The organism is Shinella sp. 20P9.1.1 (assembly GCF_057798995.1).
In genome coordinates, this window is the sequence record NZ_JBYOLC010000007.1 from 37,571 (window position 1) to 56,985 (window position 19,415).

A 19,415-nucleotide genomic window follows, 5' to 3' on the forward strand; every position below is an offset into this window, starting at 1 on the left:
AAGGAACGGGCATGAACCAGCTGGATGTGCTCCTGCGCAATGTGACGGCGCTGACCGTCGACGAGGAACGCCGTGTCATCGAAGGCGCCTGGATCGCTGTTGCGGGTGACCGCATCGTCGGGATCGGCTCAAAGGAGGATGCGCCGCCGGAGGGGGCACAAGAGGTCATCGACGGCACCGGCATGGTTGCGATGCCGGGCCTCATCGATTGCCATTCCCATGCCGGCCACGGCCTCATCCGCGCGGCCGGTTACGGTGACGTCGACCGCTGGACCGAGGTTTGCGAGGGCGTCTATGCCCAGGGCTCGACACCGGATTTCTGGCGGGCGGAAGCGCAGCTCACCATGCTTGAGCGGCTGATGGCCGGCGTGACGACGGGCATGACGCTGCTCGGCGGCGGGGCCGATATCATGCGCACCGACGACCCGGCCTTCGGCGACGCCCATTGCGGCGCGACCGCGCAATCGGGCCTGCGCACCATTCTCGCCGTCGGTCCGCGCCGTCCACCGTTTCCCCGCAGCTTCCGCCGGTTCGACGACGGGCCGGTGCGCGATGTTGCCGTCACGTTCCAGCAGCAGCTAGATGTCAGCGAAGACCTCATCACGCGCTGGAACGATGTGCTCGGCCGCGGCACCGGCGTGTGCCTGATGATGCCGGTCTATAATGCAAAACAGATCGAGGATCCCGCCGACCGCCGGGAGATCGCCGCCATGGGCGCCGCCGTCATGGCACTCCGCGAGCGGCTGGGCGTGCTCTTCACCCAGGACGGCCATCGTGAGGGCTCGATCGCGCTCGCCCGTGATTTCGGTTTGCTCGGTCGTTTCGCGCTGCTCGGCCACAGCGTGGACCTGACGCCCGAGGATTTTGCGGCCTTGAAGGAGACCGGCGCCTCCATCATCCACAATCCGAGCGCCATCATGTCGATCTATGGCCGCTGCCCCGTGCCGGAACTGCTCGATGCCGGCATCAATGTCTGCATTGCCTCGGATGCATCCGCGCCGGACCGCGGCTACGACATGTTCCGTCATATGGCGCAGGCGATGCACTATCATCGCCGCCATTTCCGCGATCCCGCCTATCTGCCGCCTGGCAAGGCGATCGAGCTGGTGACGATCCACGCCGCCCGGGCGCTGGGGCTGGAACATGAGATCGGCTCGCTGGAAGTGGGCAAGAAGGCGGATATCGTGCTGGTCGACATGCGCAAGCCCCATCTCTATCCGCCGGGCATGCCGGTGCTGCGCATCGCGCATTTCGCCAATGCGGCCGACGTGGACACGGTGATGGTCAATGGGCGCGTGCTGATGCGCGGCCGCAAGGTGGCGCATCTTGATACGGACGACATTCTGGAAACAGCTGCCGCCGAGCAGAGGAAGGCGTTCGAGCGGGCGGGGCTGGAAGATTGCCTTTCGGAACCCTCCGGCTACTGGCGCAACACCCGCTACGAGTCCGTCGCGCAGTGAATGGAGAGCGGGGCGGCCGAAACCGCCCCATCCCATCTCATAGAATGTCCTGTCTTACAGGATGAAGTCGCCCTTGACGAAGTCGATGGTCTTGTCGAGACGGACCGAGAAATCGGCGACGCCGTCGCCGTTCACGTCACCATAGAGAAAAGTGTCGCCGTCACTGTTCACATAGCGAAGCTGGCCGGCCGATTTGGTGAAGGCCTTTTCGCCGATGAAGGTGAAGGCGTCGTTCGTGCTCGTCGATGAGCGCGCATCGATGCCTGATAGATCGATCCGGTCGCCCTGGCTCTGCGAGAAGTCGTAGATCATGTCGCGGACGGTCGTGGTGCTGTCCTTGTAGCTCGTGAAGACGAAGCGGTCGGCGCCTGCGCCGCCATAGAGCTTGTCCGCGCCGCCGCCGCCATAGATCTGGTCGTTGCCGGCGCCGCCGTTGATGATGTTGGCAGCACCGTTGCCCTCAAGCCGGTCGGCATAGGCCGAGCCGATCAGGTTTTCGATTGCGGAATAGGTGTCGCCCTTGGCATCACCGGTGTTGGAGGTCGGCTTGGCGAAGCTTGCCACGACGCCCGCCTTGGCATCCGCATAAGAGGCGGCGTCGCTTCCGTTGCCGCCGTAGAGCTTGTCTGCACCGGCACCGCCGATGAGAACGTCGTTTCCGTCCTCGCCGTAGAGCTGGTCGTTGCCGGCGCCGCCGCTGAGGCGGTTTGCAGCACCGTTGCCTTGTAGCTTGTCGCTGAAGGCCGAGCCGATGAGCCACTCGATGGAGGAATAGGCGTCACCCTTTGCCTCGCCGGTGTTCGCCGTGGGTTTGAGGAGGCTCGCAACGACGCCGCTGGTCGCGTTCTGATAGGAGGCCGTATCGGTGCCGCTTCCGCCATAGAGCTTGTCGGCGCCGGCTCCGCCATTCAGCACGTCATTGCCGCCGGCTCCGTTGAGGATGTCGTTGCCTGCGTAGCCGTAAATCGTGGTGTTGTTTTCGCCGCCTTTGATGGAGTCGGCGCCCGCCGTGCCCTTCTGGACGGCCTCGTTGGAGATGGCGGTGAGGATGAAGTCACCCTTGATGGAGGACGAGTAACCGGCGACGTCGAGGAAGACCTTGCCGGAGCTGGTCGCCTTGAATTCGATAAGAGCGGACGCGTCCGCATCCGAGCTGATGACATTGCCGTTTGCGTCGCGCAGGACCAGCTTGAGACCGCTCGCCGCCGCCGTACCCGTGCCGCTTGCCGTGAAGGTGTAGGTGACGCCGGCCTTGGCGGTGAAGCCGTACCAGTCGCTATCGGCTTGCACGTCGATCTTGCCGCCGATCGTCCGGCCGGCGAGAATGCCGTGGGTCGTCTTGACGTTGTTGAAAACGGTATCGAGGCTGGGGTTGGAAACGATGTACCGGCCGATATCGCTGCCGTTGTCCTTGACGTCGATGAAGTAGGTGCCGGAGGAGGTCGGCGTGAAGGTGACGAGACCTGTCGCGGAGGAATAGTTGGTCTCGCCGGCCACCCAGTTGCCGTTGGCATCGCGCAGGAAGATATCGCCGTCTGGCAGGCCGCTGGTGCCGGTGCCCGTCACCGTGAAGGCATAGCTGATGCCGGCCTTGAGGCTGACCTTGAACCAGTCGGAATCGCCGGCTACATCGATGGCGCTCGTGATGCTTTTGCCCGTGGCGAGAACGGAGGTCGTCGTGATGTTGCGCTGGATCGTGTCGGCGCCCACCCAGTTGAGCTTGTAGTTCCCGATGTCGTTGCCATTGTCCTTGACGTCGAGGAAATAGACGCCTGTGCGGCTTGATGCATAGGAGAAGGCGTTGACGCTGCTGCTGTAGTTCGTTTCGCCTGCCACCCAGTTGCCGTCGGCGTCACGCAGGAACAGGTCGGCATCCGGCATCGAGGAGCCGCTGCCATCGCCCGAAACGACGAAGCCGTAGTTCAGGCCTGCCTTGAGGTTGATCTTGTACCAGTCCGAATCGCCGGCGACATCCACGGTACCCTTGACGGTCTGTCCCTGGGACAGGGTCGCCGTCGTGTTGACGTCGCGGCGGATCGTGTCGTTGCCGAGCCAGGTGAGGATGTAGTTGCCAATGTCGCTGCCGTTATCCTTGACGCCGACGAAGTAGGTGCCGCCGGCAAGGGCCGAGAAGCTGATCGTCACCGTGCTGGAGGAATAGTTCGTTTCGCCTTCGAGGTAATTGCCGTTGGCGTCGTAGAGATAGAGATCCGGATCGGGCATGGACGAACCGGAGCCGTCGCCGGAAAGGCGGAAGCCGTAGTCGAGCCCCGCGGAAAAGGCGGCCTTGTACCAGTCGGCGTCGCCTGAGGCGGTCAGGTTGTTCTTGATGACCTGGCCAGTGCTGATCGTTGCGTTCGTCGATGTGTCGCCGGGAATGGTGGACATATGAACTCCTCAAATCAATAGGGGATTCTGCATGGCAGCGGCGGGCTTCGGCGCCCGTCCGTGGCAGCGGAGCGGCGAGGCTCGTCCGACGCAGCCGTGCGCCGCCCATCGCCGATCATCGAATCTCGTTCGCTTCCGCCGCGTCCGGGAAAGAACATGGCGGGCAGCACCGAAGGAGCGAATTTCTGCGAACGGCCCTGCTGCGGCGACGAGCGTCTATCGACAGGCGCGGCAATCGGCGGAATAGTCCTGATTGAACAAGGGCGGTTGCGAGGGATGGAATGGCCAGTTTAGCCGAGGCCGGTTTTGGAGCGGTGGCACGCAAGGAGACCAGGCAAAATCGGGAGGACATGGAGCGGCGCAAGGCCGTCTTCCGTCTCGCCGCTGCCTATTGGGTGGCCGTTTTCCTGTCGACGAGCGTGCTCTGGGCGGTCGCCGGAACGGACCCGATCGAATCCGCGCCAGGCAAACTCGCCTCGATCGCCTTTGCCCTGGTGCTGACGACGGGCATGACGATGCTGCTCAAGCGCACACTGTCCTGGCCGCTTTGGCAGCAGGCGATGGCAGCCTTTGCCCTCTCGCTTGCCGCCACGCCGGTTTCGGCCGTCGCCGACTACCTAATCTATGTCTTCTGCGTCTATCCGGCACCGGCGCCGGTCGATCCCAAGGAATTGGCCTATAGCCTTATCTTCGGCATGTCGCTGTTCTTCGGATGGTGCTGCCTCTATCTCGTGCTCTGCTACAGCATGGCGCTCGCCGAGGGCGAGCGGCGCATGGCGGCGCTGCGCGAAGAGGCACTGTCGGCGCAGATGCGGGCGCTCGCCTATCAGGTCAATCCGCATTTCCTGTTCAACACGCTGAACGCCATGACCGGGCTCATCGAGGAGGGGGCGAATGCGCATGCGCGCGGCATGGTGCTGAAACTCTCCGCCTTCCTGCGCAAGACGCTGACGCTCGACCCGACGCAGGATATCCCGCTCGGCGAGGAGCTGGCGCTTCAGTCGGATTATCTTGCGGTGGAAAGCACGCGTTTCTCAGACCGGATGAAGGTCTCCTTCGCCGTGGATGACGATGTGCGCGAGATCTGCGTGCCGCCGCTGATCCTTCAGCCGCTTTTCGAGAACGCGGTTAAATACGGCGTAGGCGCGACGCGGGGAGCGGTGGAGATCATGCTGCGTGCGGAGCGCCTTGACGATGCCCTGGTCATCACCGTGGAGAACGATACGCCGCCGGCCGATGCGGACGGGATGCCGGCGGGCATGGGCATCGGGCTGCGCAATGTCGCCGACCGCATCGCAGCGCATTTCTCCGGTGCGGCGTCACTCTCCAGCGGCTATATCCGCCCCGGCCGCTTCGGTGTGCGCCTCTCGCTGCCGCTTGCGCGTTCATGACCGGCGAACGCGAGCTGACCGCTGTTGTCGTCGATGACGAGCCGATCGCGCGCCGGCGGCTCGCCCGCCTGCTCGCCGCCATCGGCGGCGTGCGGGTGGTGGCCGAGGCCGGCGACGTCACGGAGGCGGTCGAGGCGGCGCGCCGGCACCGGCCGGACCTTCTGCTGCTGGATATTCGCATGCCGGGCGGCGATGGCTTCGACGTGGTCGATGCCCTGCGGGATGCACCGCCCGCCATCGTCTTCGTCACCGCCTTTGGCCATTATGCGCTTCCTGCCTTCGCCGCCGATGCCGTCGACTATCTGACGAAACCGGTGGAGGAGGAGCGGCTGGCTGCTTCGCTCCTGCGCGTGCGCCAGCGCCTCGAGACCCGCAATGCCGCAGAGCGGCTGGCGGAGATGACGGCGGCGTTCGATGCGTTGCGCAAGGCGATGCGTCAGGAGCAGGCGGGCCTGCCGCCGTTCTGGGTGCGCTCGCGCGGACGGCTGGTGCGGGTTTCGGCAGGGGGCGTCACCCGTATCGATGCCGAGCGGGACTATGCCCGCCTCTATGCCGACGGCGAAACCTATCTGCTCGATGAGACGCTCGCCTCGCTCGAAAGCCGGCTGCCGGCCGAACAGTTCATCCGCGTTCACCGATCCACGATCCTGCGCTTGGAGGCCATCAAGGGCTTTCGGCGCGGCCGCCATGGTTCCTGGTCGGCGGAACTTCTTGATGGCAGCGAGGTCCGCATCGGCCGCAGCTATCTGTCCTGTATGAAGCTCGTCGGCCTTTAGGGCGGATTGCCGGCATGTGGTGGGATCTGGGGATTCCTATTCGGCGCCCGTCGAAATATGAGTGATCCATGGATGATTCGGCAGCGATTCGTTTTTTCGGCCGCGGCGGCGGCGCGTTTCGGATGGGCTCCCTGTTGGCGACGGTCGCCATCGGGTTGCTTGGCGGTTGCGCTGCGCGGCCAGGCGCGGGCGTCGCGACGCTTTCCTCGACGGTCCCGACGGCAAGCGCGCTGGTTCTGCCCGCGCCCGGCACGCTGTCCATCGTCAGCGTGATCCAGCGCCAATACACCAATGCCATCGAGCAGCAGATCGCGCTGTCCACCTCGGCCTCGACATCGGGCCAGAATTTCATCAGCATCCAGGCCTTCGGCCCTGCCGAAACGGTTGCGATGCCGGCCGGCGGGCTCGCCTTCAAGCCGGTGCGCCATTCGGCGATCCAGGCGGAAATCCGCGCCTATGTGCCCGGTGGTCGGCTGACGATCTCCAGCAATTTCGTGCGCAACACCTATGGCCCCTTCGGCTATGCCTATGGTCCCGGCGCCGGCGATGACGGTTGCCTCTATGGCTGGCAGCAAATCCGCTCGGACGAGGCCGACCGCAACCTTCTAAACAGTTTCGGCATGCTCCAGATTCGCCTGCGCGTCTGCCAGGCGGGGGCAAGCGAGAAGGAGCTGGTCGAGCTGATGTATGGCTACACCATCACCGGCGGCTTTTCCGGCACGACATGGAACCCCTACGGCACCCCGGCGGCTGTCGATGCCGAGGTCGGCGGCGGAAAGCCGCTGCGGGTGGCGATCGAGGAGCCGCGGCGCACCGTCGTCAGCGCCGAGACCGTCGAAAAGGCGCTGGTCGTCCGGCGTGTGACCGAGACCAAGCCCGTTGCCCGGCGTGCGGAGCAGGTGGTGGCCAGGGATGCCATTGCCAAAGATGTCGTGGTGGTGCCGTCGCCCTCCGGTGGCGTGAACACCACGGTGACGGCAACGGGCGCGGAGGGTGATGCTATTGTGGTGCCGTCACCCGTATGCGTTACGGGCGCATCGGGTTCGGCAACCTGTAATTGACAAAGCGGCCGCCCAGCCTAATTTTTCCTTAACGTAATGGTGCATAAGGTCCGGGCTGGAACGCTATGATGGCGAAGGGCGGCGCATGAGACATACTGGCACGATCATCCTGTGGGCGTTTGTCTCTGCCCTCGTGATCCTCGTCATCACGCTGCCGATCAATCTGCAGACCCAGCTGATCGCCAGTATCGCGGTCGTCACCCTCATCGCCGTGATCAAGGTGCTCAGGGCGGAAGGCATCTGGCGGCTGATCGCGCTTGCGTTCGGCACCGCCGTGGTGCTGCGCTATGTCTACTGGCGCACGACGAGCACGCTGCCGCCGCTAAACCAGCTGGAAAACTTCATTCCCGGCTTCCTGCTCTATCTCGCCGAGATGTACAGCGTCATGATGCTGGCGCTCAGCCTCTTCGTCGTGGCGATGCCGCTGCCGCCGCGCAAGGGCCGCAGGGCCGAGGAGGAGCGGCTGCCTTCGGTCGATGTTTTCGTGCCGAGCTACAACGAGGATGTCGGCCTGCTCGCCAACACGCTCGCCGCCGCCAAGGCGATGGACTATCCGGCCGACAAGCTGACCATCTGGCTGCTCGACGACGGCGGCACGGAGCAGAAGCGCAATGCCGCTGCCGTGATCGAGGCGCAGACCGCCGAAGCGCGGCACCGCGAATTGCAGGACCTCTGCCGCGATCTCGGCGTCAACTACCTGACTCGCGCCCGCAACGAGCATGCCAAGGCCGGCAATATGAACAACGGCATGCAGCATTCGACGGGCGAACTCATCGCCATCTTCGATGCCGACCATGCGCCGGCCCGCGACTTCTTGCGCGAGACGGTCGGGTTCTTTGCGGATGATCCCAAACTTTTCCTTGTCCAGACACCGCATTTTTTCCTCAATCCCGATCCGCTGGAGCGTAACCTGCGCACCTTCGAAAAGATGCCGAGTGAGAACGAGATGTTCTACGGCATCATCCAGCGCGGCCTCGACAAGTGGAACGCCTCGTTCTTCTGCGGCTCGGCCGCGGTGTTGAGGCGCACCGCGCTCAACGAGGCCGGCGGCTTTTCCGGCCTGTCGATCACCGAGGACTGCGAAACGGCGCTGTCGCTGCATTCGCGAGGCTGGAACAGCGTCTATGTCGACAAGCCGCTGATCGCCGGCCTCCAGCCTGCGACCTTTGCCAGCTTCATCGGCCAGCGCAGCCGATGGGCGCAGGGCATGATGCAGATCCTGCGTTTCCGTTTTCCGCTCTTCAAGGGCGGGCTCTCGGTGCCGCAGCGGCTTTGCTACATGTCGTCCATGCTGTTCTGGCTGTTTCCGTTCCCGCGCACGATCTTCCTCGTCGCGCCGCTTTTCTATCTCTTCTTCGATCTGGAAATCTTCACGGCTTCCGGCGGCGAGTTTCTGGGCTACACGCTCGCCTATATGCTCGTGAACCTGATGATGCAGAACTATCTCTACGGTTCGTTCCGCTGGCCGTGGATATCCGAGCTCTATGAATATGTGCAGAGTGTGCACCTGTTGCCGGCCGTCGTCTCCGTGATGCTCAATCCGACCAAGCCGACCTTCAAGGTGACGGCGAAGGACGAGTCGATCAGTGTCTCACGCCTGTCGGAAATCAGCCGGCCGTTCTTCGTCATTTTCGGCGTGCTGTTCATCGCCTTCCTAATGAGTATCTACCGGTTCTATGCCGAACCCTACAAGGCGGACGTCACCTTCGTCGTCGGGGCCTGGAACCTGCTCAACCTGCTGATTGCCGGCTGCGCGCTCGGCGTTGTGTCCGAACGCAGCGAGAAGGCGTCGAGCCGGCGTGTGACGGTCAAGCGCCGCTGCACCTTCGTGCTCGACGGGCGCGACTATCCCTCGACGCTGGAAAACGTCTCTGCCAACGGTGCGCGCGTGCAGGTCTTCGGACTGGAGACGCAGGTCGAGGCGAATGCGCGCGGCTATCTGCGCTTCACGCCCTCGGGTGCGACGGAGGAGGAATCGCTGCCCGTCGAAGTGCGCAATGTCGAAAGCCTCGGCAGCGTTCTGGCCGTCGGCTGCCGTTTCATGCCGGAGGTGGCGCGCCACCATTCGCTCGTCGCTGACCTCATCTTCGCCAATTCCAACCAGTGGAGCGATTTCCAGGTTTCGCGCCGTTACAATCCCGGCCTTTTCCGCGGCACCCTCTGGTTCCTCGGCATCGCCGCCTACCAGACGAGCCGCGGGCTTATCTATTTCGTTCGCAGCTTCGGCGGCGAACGCAAGAAGGAGCGCGCGTCGTGAGGTTTTCTCCCCCAAGGTCCGCGCTGCTCGGCCTTGCTTTCCTGCTCTCCGCATCGACCGCCTTCGCCCAGCAGGCGGCTGTACCTTTCGACATGTCGGGCGAACGCGGGCCGACGACGGATACAAAGCCGGCGATCGTCGATGACACAACGCCTGCCGTCGAGACCAAGGTGCCGGATAAGGCGACGGAGGTTTCCGATACCGCGACGCGGCGCTACATCATTCCGGCGACGTCGCTGATGCTCGAAGGCGAGGCGGCGAGCCGTTCCTTCCCGGTCTATCTGACGCCGCAGCAGGCGGCGGCTGCGACGTCGATCAATCTCGGCTACTCCAACGCTGTCGTCGTCGCGCCCGAAGTCTCCAGCCTTACCGTCGTCGTCAACGATGTGACGGTCGGCGAAATGCCCGTGCAGTCGCCAGAGGGCACGAAGGACATGCGCTTCGACCTGCCGACGGGCCTGCTCAGGCCGGGCGTCAACCGCGTGACGTTCAATACCGTGCAGCGCCACCGCACCGATTGCACGATCCGCTCGACCTATGATCTTTGGACCTCGCTTGATCCGGCGCGCACCTATCTGACGGTGCCGCGCGATACCAGCGGCCGCCTGCTCACGACCGACGACATTGCCGGTATCGGCGTCGGCCCGAACGGCCAGACGAAATTCACCATGGTCGTGCCCGAGATGGGGCAACCGGTCGCCACCAATGCCCTGATGCGCCTGAGCCAGGGCCTTGCCCTGATGGCGAAGATGCCGAACCAGACGTTCGATGTGGTCGATGCGCTACCCGCGACGGGCGGGGCAGGCGAGTTGCAGGTCATGGTCGGCACCGCGGCCGATCTTGCGCCACTCTTGCCCGGCCTGCCGGCCTCCGCCCGCTCCTCGGCGATCGCCACCTTTGTCGATGCGCCCTCGGGCGACCGCAAGATCTTCGTCGTCAGCGGGCCGGACTGGCCGTCCATCGAAGGGGCGGTGGAGGGCATGGTCTCTCCCATCGACCGGCCGCTTGGTGTGGCGCGTGAGGCGCTCAGTGTACGCCAGCGCAATGCGGCCGAAATGCCGCTGGTGGCAGGCGAGGCGACGCTGAAGCTGGCTTCGCTCGGCGTGCGCACCGCCGAGTTCAGCGGCCGGCGCCTGCGCACCGGCTTCGACATCGGCATTCCCTCCGACTTCTATGCCGGCGCCTATGGCGAGGCGACGCTGCTGCTCGACGCCGCCTATTCGGCGGAAGTGCTGCCGGGCAGCCATGTCGATATCTACGTCAACGGCAATATCGCCTCGACGGTGCCGATCACCAATCGCAACGGCGGTATTTTCCGCCATCTGCCGATCCGCGTGACCATGCGGCACTTCCGGCCGGGGCCGAACCGCATCGATATCGAAACGGTGCTGATGACCGCCGCCGACAAGGTCTGCGCGCCCGGCTCCAGCGCGTCGGAAGAGCCGCGTTTCGCGCTCTTCGACACATCCGAATTCCGCATGCCGCGGTTTGCCCGCATTGCGCAGCTGCCGAACCTTGCCGCCCTTTCCGGCACGGGTTTTCCCTATTCGCGGGCGACCGATCCGATCGCGCTCTATCTCGACCGTCTCGACACGGACACGCTGTCGACGAGCGCGACCTTCCTCGGCAAGATGGCCGTTTCGAGTGGCCGGGCGTTGCTGGTGCGACCGGAATCCTCGGCGCTGGCGATCGGCGAGCGGGACGCCATCCTTTTCGGTACGATCTCGCAGCTTCCTCCCCTTGTGCTCGGCCAGACGCATATCGCGGCGGAGAGTGCTTCGAGCTGGGGTAGCGCGGGCGCCGGCGCCGGGCAGGGCGTGACACAGGATGCGCTCAACGAATGGCAGTCGCGGGTGCGTGGGGGCTCCTGGCGCGGACAGATTTCCGCGTTCGAGACGTGGCTGCAGGAGACCTTCGACATCTCGCTGTCCTCGCTTCGCCTCCTGCCGGGCGCGGAGGCACTGGTGGCGCCCGACGATACGGCCCGCTTCCTCGTGGCGCAGGGCGACAGCCCCGAGAGCACGGCCGTGTGGACGGTCGTTTCCGCCCCCACGGGTGCCGATCTTCGTGCCGGCATGGATGCGGTGGCGCAGGACGACCGCTGGCAGCAGCTCGACGGTTACATGACGCTGGAGAGCAAGGATGCCGACGCGCTCGATACACGCGCGGTCAGCCGCACGCGGTTCGTTGCAACCCAGGCGTGGACCTTCGCCAATGTCAGGTTGATCGCGGCGAATTGGCTGTCGTCGAACATTCTCGCCTATGCGCTTGTTTTTTGTGCGCTGTCGATTCTGCTGGGCATCGCGACCTCAGGGCTTCTGCGTCGTTTCGGCCGCCCGCTCTGACGAGACCCCGCAACACTGACGGGTGGCTGTTTACGGCCGGTTAACCCTATCGCGCTTTTATCAAAGCTCGTTGGTTTCTTCCCGGCGACCCTTGGCGTTGCCTTTGCGGACTGGAAGGAGCCGTGTGGTTGATATGTACCGAAGGAAGCTCGGCATGAAGTCGATCCTCATGGCGGTCGTCCTTGCCTCGGCTGGAGCGGCCGGTGTCGCCGGCCTGTCCTTCGGCGTGCCCGATGGCCTGACGAAGGGCATGCCGCGTCTCGGCGTGGGTACCGACGACGTGGCGACCGGCAGCACCGACGACGCTCCCACCGTCGCCGCCAAGCAGTCGCGGATTGAAATTGCCCAGATCGAGAGCGGTCAGGCGAAGACCACGCCGGTCGTCGAAACCGAACGCCGCCCCGCCGTCGACGAGAGCGCGTTGCGCTATTTCGCGTCGCGCGGCGATACGGCCCGGCTCAATGCCGAGATCGCGCGCCTGCGCGCGCTTTATCCCACCTGGACCCCGCCGGAAAATCCGCTTGCCGTGCCCGTCAACGAGGACAAGCAGCTGGAGGCGATGTGGGCGCTCTACAGCCAGTCGCGCTATGCGGATGTGCGTGCGGCGATCGCCGAGCGCCAGAAACAGGACCCGCAATGGACGCCGCCGGCCGATCTGGTCGACCGCCTCGATGTGGCGGAGAAGCGCGCCGAGCTGATCACCGCTTCCAATGTCGGCAAGAACGAAGATGTCGTACGGCTCGGGGCGGAGACGCCGAGCCTGCTCACCTGCTCGGATGCCGACGTGCTCTGGCGCGTCGCGGAAGCCTTCGTGAAGACCGATCGCGTGCAGCGCGCCAAGGATGCTTATGGCTATATGATCGACAATTGCACCGACGCGCCGGTGCGGGTGGCGACCGTGCAGAAAGCTTCGACGCTGCTCGGCTACAAGGACATGCAGGACCTGCTCGCCCGCGAGCATACCGGGCCTGACGGCGTCAAGGAATTCGACGCGATCCGCAGTGATCTCGCGCGCCGTTTCGTCGGTGAAGGCGACGAGGATCCCGAGATCAGAGTTGCACCGGTCTATCTCAAGCTGGTTGAAAAGCTGGTGACGGACGAGGGGCTGGCCTCCGATGCGTTGCTGCTCGGCTGGTATCACCTGCGGCGCGACCAGAACGCGGCCGCCGAACCCTTCTTCCGCAAGGCGCGGGCCGTCGAGGATTCCGCCTCCGCCTCGCAGGGCCTCGCGCTCATCCTTCTCGCCCGCAAGATGCCGGGCGAGGCCGAAGATGCGATGTATGCCTGGCGCACCACCTCCGACCAGGCGATGCAGACCTATCTCGCCGCGACCACCAATCTCCTGGCGCTCGATCCGCCGCAGAGGCTCGACGCCAAGGTGCTGAACCGCATCGCGCAGGTGACGTTGGAGGAAAAACACCCCGAGACGGGCGAGCAGTTCGGCTGGTATGCGCTGGCCATGGACCAGCCGGCTACCGCCGAGGAATGGTTTGCCCTGGTGCTAAAATGGAAAGCGGATTATGAGCCCGCCGCCTACGGTCTCGGCGTCGCACGGCTGCGCCTTCAGGACGAAGCCGGCCTTGCCGCCGTCAAGCAGGCCTGGGCCGATCGTTCCGAGCGCATCGCCCGGCTTGGCGAACAGGACGCGACGGACAAGAAGACCGAGGTGATCAGCGAACGCCAGCCACGGCTGGCCCGCACCGGGCAGCGCGTCGTTGCCCGCGAGGTCGTCGAGGAGGTTGCCGCCCGGCCGCAGCGCATTGTGCGCACTGTGCGGCATGCCGCCAATACCGGGGCCGGGTGCCGTACGACGCGCAATCCTGCCGGCCTTGCGCCCGCAAGCGCGCTGACGCTCGGTTGGTGCCTGATGGAGCGCAACCGGCCGCTGGAAGCCGCGCAAGCCTTCGAGGTGGCTCTGAATGGCGAGGGGCGCACACGCAGCGATGCGGCCTATGGCCAGAGCCTCGCCTATCTGCGTGCAGGCCTGACCAGTGACGCCGCCGTTGCTGCCACGAAGGCCAAGCTCGATGGCAGCCGCGGAGCCGAGCTGCAGACAGCCATCCTTGCCGACCGGGCCGTCAGCAGTTTCCGCGCCAAGCGTTACCGTGAGACCATCGGCTATCTCGACCAGCGCAACCAGCTGCGCGCCGAGCCGACGGACCTGATGATCCTGCGCGCCTTCTCCTACAAGAACCTCGGCATGCGGGTCGATGCGGCCCGCCTGTTCGAGGCGCTCGGCGAAACCGGGCGGCAGGACGCCATCCGTGCCCTTGCCGAAATGCGCGCCGAAGACCGGCGGCCGAACTGATCGCGCTTCGGCCGCAATTCACAGGAAGGATGCGGCATGAAAATCCGGTATTGTCTTTCAGCAGTGCTGTTGTCGTTTTGCCTTGCTGCACCGCTTGCCGCGGCAGACGGCCTCTATGTCGTCTGCGACAATGGCCTGCGCTGTTTCAAGGCGCCGTGCCCGTCCTCGACCGTGCGCGATCTTGCCACGAGAAAGACCTTCAAGAGCATCTCCCCCGTGCTGGATGGACTGGCAGAGGCTGATCGGGAGCGCATCAAACAGACGGATACGCTCTATTTCGGCCGGCTGGCGTTGCGCGGCCATGTCGAGATCCGGGAAAAGGCATCTGTGCTCATCGTCACCGGCATTGCGCGCAAGACATCGGCAGGTGAACGGCGCGGCTGCCCGGCCGGCTAGTCGCGGTCCGGTGCACCGAGCGGAAAGTATGCCCGGAAGGGGCGGCCTTCGTCCACGGCGCGTGCAAAGGACGGGCGGGCGAGCAGGCGCTTGCGATAGGCATGCACATGGGTGAAGGCCGGATCGATGGCATGGGTCCAATCCGCATAGAACAGGAACGGGCCGGCGCCGCAATCGGCCAGCGTAAACGTATCGCCTGACGCCCAGAGGCGCCCCTCCATATGCCGGTCGAGCCAGGCATAGGCGCGTTCCAGCATCTCACGCGCTTCCTTGTCGCCATAGCGGTCGCGGTCGGCTTCCGCGCGGATGGCATTGAAGACGATCCTCTGCTGCGGCGTTGAAATATAGTTGTCGAAGAAACGGTCGAGCATGCGCACCTCGATCGCCCTGTCCGGATCGGCGGGAATGAGCCTCACCGGTCCCGGATAGTGCAGATCGAGATATTCGATCAGGATGGTCGCCTCCATCACCTGGTGGTCGCCATCGACGAGAATGGGAAACCGCTTGATCGGCCAGCGCCGCTCGAAATCGGCAAGGGTCTCCGGATCGTTGTGATCGAGCAGACGGTACTCGAACGCCGTGCCGTTCTCGTAGAGTGCTGTCAGCACTTTCTGACAATAGCTGGAAAAGGGATGGGCATAGAGAACCGGTTTCATGACGACCTCCACGTTTTATGCCCTTTTGTCGCAAATCCGATTGCGAAATGCAATCGGTTTCTCAGGAAAGCCAAAAAGATGCACGCGGACGCTGTCGAGCGACCGGTTTTTGCCTTGGGAACGATGGAGTAGACGAAGGCGTTGAAAAAAGCGGCTTCAGCCGGCCCGCCAGAGAATGACTTGCGGCACGTCGGCGCCGCGCGTTCGGGAGAGCTGCACCTGTGCAAAAGGGATTGCCAGGATCATGACAACCAAGGCGGTCACGAACAGCGTTCCCGGATTGAGCAGCTTCGATTTCAAACGTCACCTCATGCAGTGTCCCAAGTCTTATGGGGGCGGAAGCTGACGGGACGCTGAACGTCGCGTCAGCTTCGTTCAGCCTGCTGTCAGCTTGCCGGGGCAGGGACGGGCAGACTGGCGCATCCCCTGCGACGCGCCGGCGAATGACGGAAGGGAAAGACGATGCGCGAAAACACGGGAGCAACGAGCCGCAAGGGTCTATGGAGGCCAGAGCTCGGCAGCATCACGGTCGCCATCCTGACGGCGCTCTATCTGCTGGCCATCACCAACCAGAGCTTCTGGTCGAAGGGCTGGGTTTATCTCGAGGGACGTCCGACGACGTTCGCCTCCATCGCCATCGGCGTCGCCTGCCTCTACATTGCGCTCTGTGTTGCCGTATCGGTGAAATATCTGATGAAGCCGATCTTCATCCTTCTCATTCTGGCGAGTGCCGCCGGCGCCTGGTTCATGGATCAGTTCGGTGTGGTCATCGATGTCGAGATGATCCGCAATGCCGCCGAAACCAACAGCGCCGAAGCGGGGCATATGATCACCCCCGGCTTCGTGCTGCACATGTTGGTCTTCGGCATCCTGCCTATTCTGCTGCTTGTCTGGGTGAAGGTGCGCCACCGCCCCTTCCTCTGGAAGGTGCGCGGCAATCTCGCCGTCATCGCGCCCGCACTGGTCATCGCGCTCGTCGCGGGCCTTTCGCATGCCCGCGTCTATGCCGCGGCCGTGCGCGCGCATCACGATTGGTTCGAAACGCTGAACCCCTTCGTGCCGCTCGTTACCGCCGTCCAGTTCGCCGTGGGTGAGTCCGGGGACATCAACATTGTGGCGGCACCGCTCGGAGAGGATGCGCGGGTCAGCGATGGGCCGGTCGCCACGCGCAAGCCGCGCCTCATGATCGTCGTTGCCGGCGAAACGGCGCGCGCCGACAATTTTTCACTCGGCGGCTATGAACGGGACACCAATCCGGAACTGGCGAAAAAGGACATCTTCTATTTCCCGCAGACGACGAGCTGCGGCACGGCGACCGCCGTCTCGCTGCCCTGCATGTTTTCCGTCTATACCCGTGCCGAATATTCGCACCGCAAGGGTCTCGCGACCCAGAACCTGCTCGACGTGCTCTCCCATGCCGGCGTGAACGTGGAATGGTGGGACAACAATACGGGTAGCAAGAAGATCGCTGCGCGCGTGAAGGAACGCTCGGTCATCAAGGACGGCGATCCGCGCTATTGCGGCAACGGCGAATGCCGCGACGAGGTGTTCTTCGGCGATCTCGACGCCTGGATCGGATCGGTGAAGACCGACACGGTGCTGGTTCTGCACCAGATCGGCAGCCACGGCCCGGCCTATTCCCAGCGCTATCCCGAGGACTTCAGGCGCTTCAAGCCCGATTGCCGCAGCGCGGATTTTTCCGAATGCCAGCGCGAGGAGATCGTGAATGCCTATGACAACACGATCGCCTATACCGACCACATCCTCGCAGGTGTGATCGACCGGCTGGCCGGCCAGCAGGACCGGCTCGACGTCTCCATGCTCTACATGTCGGACCACGGCGAATCGCTCGGCGAATTCGGCCTCTACCTGCACGGCGCGCCCTACATGATTGCACCGCCGCAGCAGACCCATGTGCCCTTCGTGCTGTGGCTCGGCAAGGACGCCAAGGCCGCCTATTCGGCGGATTGCCTGAGGGATGAAACGAAGAAGCCGCAGTCTCACGACAACCTGTTCCACTCGGTGCTCGGCATGATGCGGGTGGAGACCAAGGTGCGCGACCCCGCACTCGATCTCGTCTCGGCCTGCCGGCTTGGCGCGACGAGCTGACGGACCCAACCGGCTGGCGGATTTGACGCGTGCTTGCGAGCGAAAGGCGTGATGCCTATTGTGGCTCCCGGTTTCGGGAGTGTGGCTTGAGAATCCTTTTGATCGAAGACGACGCCGTTTTGGGCGAGGCGGTGCGCGATTACGTGGCCGGTCTCGGCCATGCGGTCGATTGGATGCAGACGCTGGATGACGGCAGGGCGGCGGCGCGGGCGGTCGATTACGATCTCATCCTGCTTGACCTGCGCCTGCCCGATGGCCGCGGGCTGACGCTGCTGATGGAGCTGCGCCGTGCCGGCGCGGTGACGCCCGTCATCATCCTGACGGCCCATGACCAGATATCCGACCGGATCGAAGGCTTGAACAGCGGCGCGGACGATTATCTCGTCAAACCGTTCAATCTAGGCGAACTCGGTGCGCGCATGCTGGCCGTGGCGCGGCGCTATGCCGGTTTGTCGCTTCCAGTCTTGGAGACCGGCGCGCTCTCCATCCAGCTTGCCGATCGCCGGGTGCTGCGCGACGGCAAGCCGGTCGATCTCTCCGGCCGGGAATGGGCCGTGCTGGCGCGTCTTGCCAACCGTCCGGATGCCATCGTCTCCAAGAGCGAGATCGAGGAGGCGCTCTATGCCTTCGGCTCGGAGATCGAGAGCAACACGGTGGAAGTCTACGTCAGCCGGCTGCGCAAGAAGCTCGGCAAGGATTGCGTCGAGACGCTGCGCGGCATCGGCTACAGGCTGGGACGATGACGGAGGACGCAAACACACGCCGCGCGGCGCGCCCGAGACACCAAAGCCTCGCCGGCCGGCTGATGCTGTGGGTCACGGTCACCATCACGGCGCTATGGCTTGTCGCGGTCGGCTTCGGTGCGCTGATCATGCAGGACGAGTTCGGCGAGATCTATGACAGCGCCCTGCAGGAAACGGCCGAGCGCCTGACGCCGCTTCTGCTCGACGATCTCAGAAGTCGGGACGATCCGGACGAACCCCAGCGCATCGAGGCGCTGCGCGCACCTGTCGAGGAGGAGTATCTATCCTATCAGGTGCGTGACCTGACGGGCCGTGTCCTGCTGCATTCGCATTCCGCGACGATGAAGCCATTCGAGGCGCCGTTGAAGGAGGGCTTCTGGCAGGCCGAGGACGGGCGCATCTATACCGCGGTGGCCGCCGACGGCGCGACCTTCGTGCAGGTCAAGGACACGGCCGAGGAGCGCGAGGAGGCGACACGCGAAGGATCGCTCGCCCTGCTTTTGCCGGTGCTGCTGATCGTGCCGATCACCATCGCAGCCGTCTGGTTTGCCGTGCGGCGCGTGCTTGCGCCGGTCGAACTGCTGCGCGCGGCGATCGCGGAGAAGGACGGCGGCAATCTCGCGGCCATCGAGGCGGCGCATCTGCCGCACGAACTCCAGCCGATCCTGCGCTCGGTCAACCTGCTGCTTTCACGCCTGCGCGCCGTCATCGCCGCCGAGCGGGAATTCACCTCCAACAGCGCGCATGAACTGCGCACGCCGATTGCCGGCGCGCTCGCGCAAACGCAGCTTCTGCTTTCGGAACTCAAGGACAGCCCGAGGCGCGCGCGTGCGCAGCAGATCGAGGCCTCGCTGCAAAAACTCACAAAGCTGACGGAAAAGCTACTCCAGCTCGCCCGTGCCGAAGCGGGCATCGGCGTTGCGGAAACCACATTCGACATCACCGATGTCGTCGGCGTCGTGGTGACAGATTTCCAGCGCGCCTGCGAGGATGCGGACCGTATCCATTTTACGAACAGGCTTGCCGCGCCGCGCCTTTACGAGGGCACGGCTGACGCCTTTGCCATCGTTCTGCGCAACCTCATCGAGAACGCGCTGCTGCACGGAAGGACCGAAGAGCCTGTGGAAATCCACCTGACGGGCGAAGGAAATGTGCGGATTTCCAACGGTTCACTCCCGCTTTCCGAAGCGGAGCTTGTGGCTGTGCGCAAGCGGTTTGCCCGAGGCAAAACCACGGCAGCAGGCTCCGGTCTCGGCCTTTCCATTGCCGACCGCCTGCTTCAGCAGATGCGGGCAAACCTTGTGCTGACCTCGCCCGTGCCGGGCCGCATCGACGGCTTTCAGGCCGAGATCGTGTTTCCTGCCGCCGGATGAGGTTTTCCGGCGCGCCCCTGCGTCATTTCTGAACAATCTCGTTTTCCAGCATTCCAGCGCCGAAAGGTCCTGTGAATCCCCACAATTATTTTCATTTGGCATGTGAGAAATGTGTGGCTTTTTGCCGCATTGTGTGGTTTTCTGTGGGCATA

General features: G+C 64.2%; 14 protein-coding genes. 11 read left to right on the plus strand and 3 right to left on the minus strand.

The window, feature by feature from the left end:
• Positions 1-11 precede the first annotated feature (11 nt).
• Entirely contained in the window at positions 12-1,460 is a 1,449-nt protein-coding gene (locus AC27VQ_RS13735) for an amidohydrolase family protein (RefSeq protein ID WP_488716697.1), read from the plus strand.
• Between the two features lie 54 nt (positions 1,461-1,514).
• Here AC27VQ_RS13735 and AC27VQ_RS13740 read toward each other — a convergent pair whose 3' ends face one another.
• Positions 1,515-3,848 carry a pre-peptidase C-terminal domain-containing protein gene (locus AC27VQ_RS13740; RefSeq protein ID WP_488716698.1) on the minus strand — a complete coding sequence of 778 codons (2,334 nt, stop codon included), beginning with the start codon at positions 3,846-3,848 and terminating at the stop codon, positions 1,515-1,517.
• A 281-nt stretch (positions 3,849-4,129) separates the two neighbouring features.
• Between AC27VQ_RS13740 and AC27VQ_RS13745 the strand changes: the two genes are divergently transcribed.
• The 7 genes from AC27VQ_RS13745 to AC27VQ_RS13775 all read left to right on the plus strand — a co-directional run bounded on the left by AC27VQ_RS13745 (position 4,130) and on the right by AC27VQ_RS13775 (position 14,382).
• A complete protein-coding gene (locus AC27VQ_RS13745) occupies positions 4,130-5,239 on the plus strand; it encodes a sensor histidine kinase (RefSeq protein WP_488716699.1) in 1,110 nt (369 codons plus the stop codon).
• Entirely contained in the window at positions 5,236-6,015 is a 780-nt protein-coding gene (locus tag AC27VQ_RS13750; RefSeq protein ID WP_488716700.1) for a LytR/AlgR family response regulator transcription factor, read from the plus strand. Before AC27VQ_RS13745 ends, AC27VQ_RS13750 begins: the two co-directional genes overlap by 4 nt.
• 122 nt (positions 6,016-6,137) lie before the next feature.
• Positions 6,138-7,076: a cellulose biosynthesis protein BcsN gene (gene bcsN / locus AC27VQ_RS13755; RefSeq protein WP_488716701.1), complete on the plus strand. Its 939-nt coding sequence runs from the start codon at positions 6,138-6,140 to the stop codon at positions 7,074-7,076.
• Between the two features lie 85 nt (positions 7,077-7,161).
• Complete coding sequence (bcsA, locus tag AC27VQ_RS13760) at positions 7,162-9,333, plus strand: UDP-forming cellulose synthase catalytic subunit (protein WP_488716702.1); 2,172 nt, start codon at positions 7,162-7,164, stop codon at positions 9,331-9,333.
• Complete coding sequence (locus tag AC27VQ_RS13765) at positions 9,330-11,678, plus strand: cellulose biosynthesis cyclic di-GMP-binding regulatory protein BcsB (RefSeq protein WP_488716703.1); 2,349 nt, start codon at positions 9,330-9,332, stop codon at positions 11,676-11,678. Before bcsA ends, AC27VQ_RS13765 begins: the two co-directional genes overlap by 4 nt.
• 154 nt (positions 11,679-11,832) lie before the next feature.
• On the plus strand, positions 11,833-13,986 hold the full coding sequence (locus tag AC27VQ_RS13770; RefSeq protein WP_488716704.1) for a cellulose synthase: 2,154 nt from the start codon (positions 11,833-11,835) through the stop codon (positions 13,984-13,986).
• Positions 13,987-14,022: 36 nt separating this feature from the next.
• A complete protein-coding gene (locus AC27VQ_RS13775) occupies positions 14,023-14,382 on the plus strand; it encodes a hypothetical protein (protein WP_488716705.1) in 360 nt (119 codons plus the stop codon).
• Here the strand turns inward: AC27VQ_RS13775 and AC27VQ_RS13780 are convergent.
• Both AC27VQ_RS13780 and AC27VQ_RS13785 read right to left on the minus strand, forming a co-directional pair.
• Complete coding sequence (locus AC27VQ_RS13780; RefSeq protein WP_488716706.1) at positions 14,379-15,038, minus strand: glutathione S-transferase family protein; 660 nt, start codon at positions 15,036-15,038, stop codon at positions 14,379-14,381. The genes AC27VQ_RS13775 and AC27VQ_RS13780 overlap by 4 nt on opposite strands.
• 156 nt (positions 15,039-15,194) lie before the next feature.
• Complete coding sequence (locus AC27VQ_RS13785) at positions 15,195-15,338, minus strand: hypothetical protein (RefSeq protein WP_313529965.1); 144 nt, start codon at positions 15,336-15,338, stop codon at positions 15,195-15,197.
• 162 nt (positions 15,339-15,500) lie between these two features.
• Here AC27VQ_RS13785 and AC27VQ_RS13790 point away from each other — a divergent pair, with 162 nt between their 5' ends.
• The 3 genes from AC27VQ_RS13790 (at position 15,501) to AC27VQ_RS13800 (ending at position 19,263) form a co-directional block, all read left to right on the plus strand.
• Entirely contained in the window at positions 15,501-17,147 is a 1,647-nt protein-coding gene (locus AC27VQ_RS13790; RefSeq protein WP_488716707.1) for a phosphoethanolamine transferase, read from the plus strand.
• Between the two features lie 86 nt (positions 17,148-17,233).
• A complete protein-coding gene (locus tag AC27VQ_RS13795; RefSeq protein WP_488716708.1) occupies positions 17,234-17,890 on the plus strand; it encodes a response regulator in 657 nt (218 codons plus the stop codon).
• Positions 17,887-19,263, plus strand: a complete 1,377-nt coding sequence (locus tag AC27VQ_RS13800; protein WP_488716709.1) for a sensor histidine kinase — start codon at positions 17,887-17,889, stop codon at positions 19,261-19,263. Before AC27VQ_RS13795 ends, AC27VQ_RS13800 begins: the two co-directional genes overlap by 4 nt.
• The last annotated feature ends 152 nt before the right edge of the window (positions 19,264-19,415 follow it).

What these genes read in the sequence shown, in the direction of transcription:
- AC27VQ_RS13735 (WP_488716697.1), top strand. Translation starts at nt 12, where the DNA reads ATGAACCAGCTGGATGTGCTCCTGCGCAATGTGACGGCGCTGACCGTC.
- AC27VQ_RS13740 (WP_488716698.1), bottom strand. Translation starts at nt 3,848, where the DNA reads ATGTCCACCATTCCCGGCGACACATCGACGAACGCAACGATCAGCACT.
- AC27VQ_RS13745 (WP_488716699.1), top strand. Translation starts at nt 4,130, where the DNA reads ATGGCCAGTTTAGCCGAGGCCGGTTTTGGAGCGGTGGCACGCAAGGAG.
- AC27VQ_RS13750 (WP_488716700.1), top strand. Translation starts at nt 5,236, where the DNA reads ATGACCGGCGAACGCGAGCTGACCGCTGTTGTCGTCGATGACGAGCCG.
- bcsN (WP_488716701.1), top strand. Translation starts at nt 6,138, where the DNA reads ATGGGCTCCCTGTTGGCGACGGTCGCCATCGGGTTGCTTGGCGGTTGC.
- bcsA (WP_488716702.1), top strand. Translation starts at nt 7,162, where the DNA reads ATGAGACATACTGGCACGATCATCCTGTGGGCGTTTGTCTCTGCCCTC.
- AC27VQ_RS13770 (WP_488716704.1), top strand. Translation starts at nt 11,833, where the DNA reads ATGAAGTCGATCCTCATGGCGGTCGTCCTTGCCTCGGCTGGAGCGGCC.
- AC27VQ_RS13775 (WP_488716705.1), top strand. Translation starts at nt 14,023, where the DNA reads ATGAAAATCCGGTATTGTCTTTCAGCAGTGCTGTTGTCGTTTTGCCTT.
- AC27VQ_RS13780 (WP_488716706.1), bottom strand. Translation starts at nt 15,038, where the DNA reads ATGAAACCGGTTCTCTATGCCCATCCCTTTTCCAGCTATTGTCAGAAA.
- AC27VQ_RS13790 (WP_488716707.1), top strand. Translation starts at nt 15,501, where the DNA reads ATGCGCGAAAACACGGGAGCAACGAGCCGCAAGGGTCTATGGAGGCCA.
- AC27VQ_RS13800 (WP_488716709.1), top strand. Translation starts at nt 17,887, where the DNA reads ATGACGGAGGACGCAAACACACGCCGCGCGGCGCGCCCGAGACACCAA.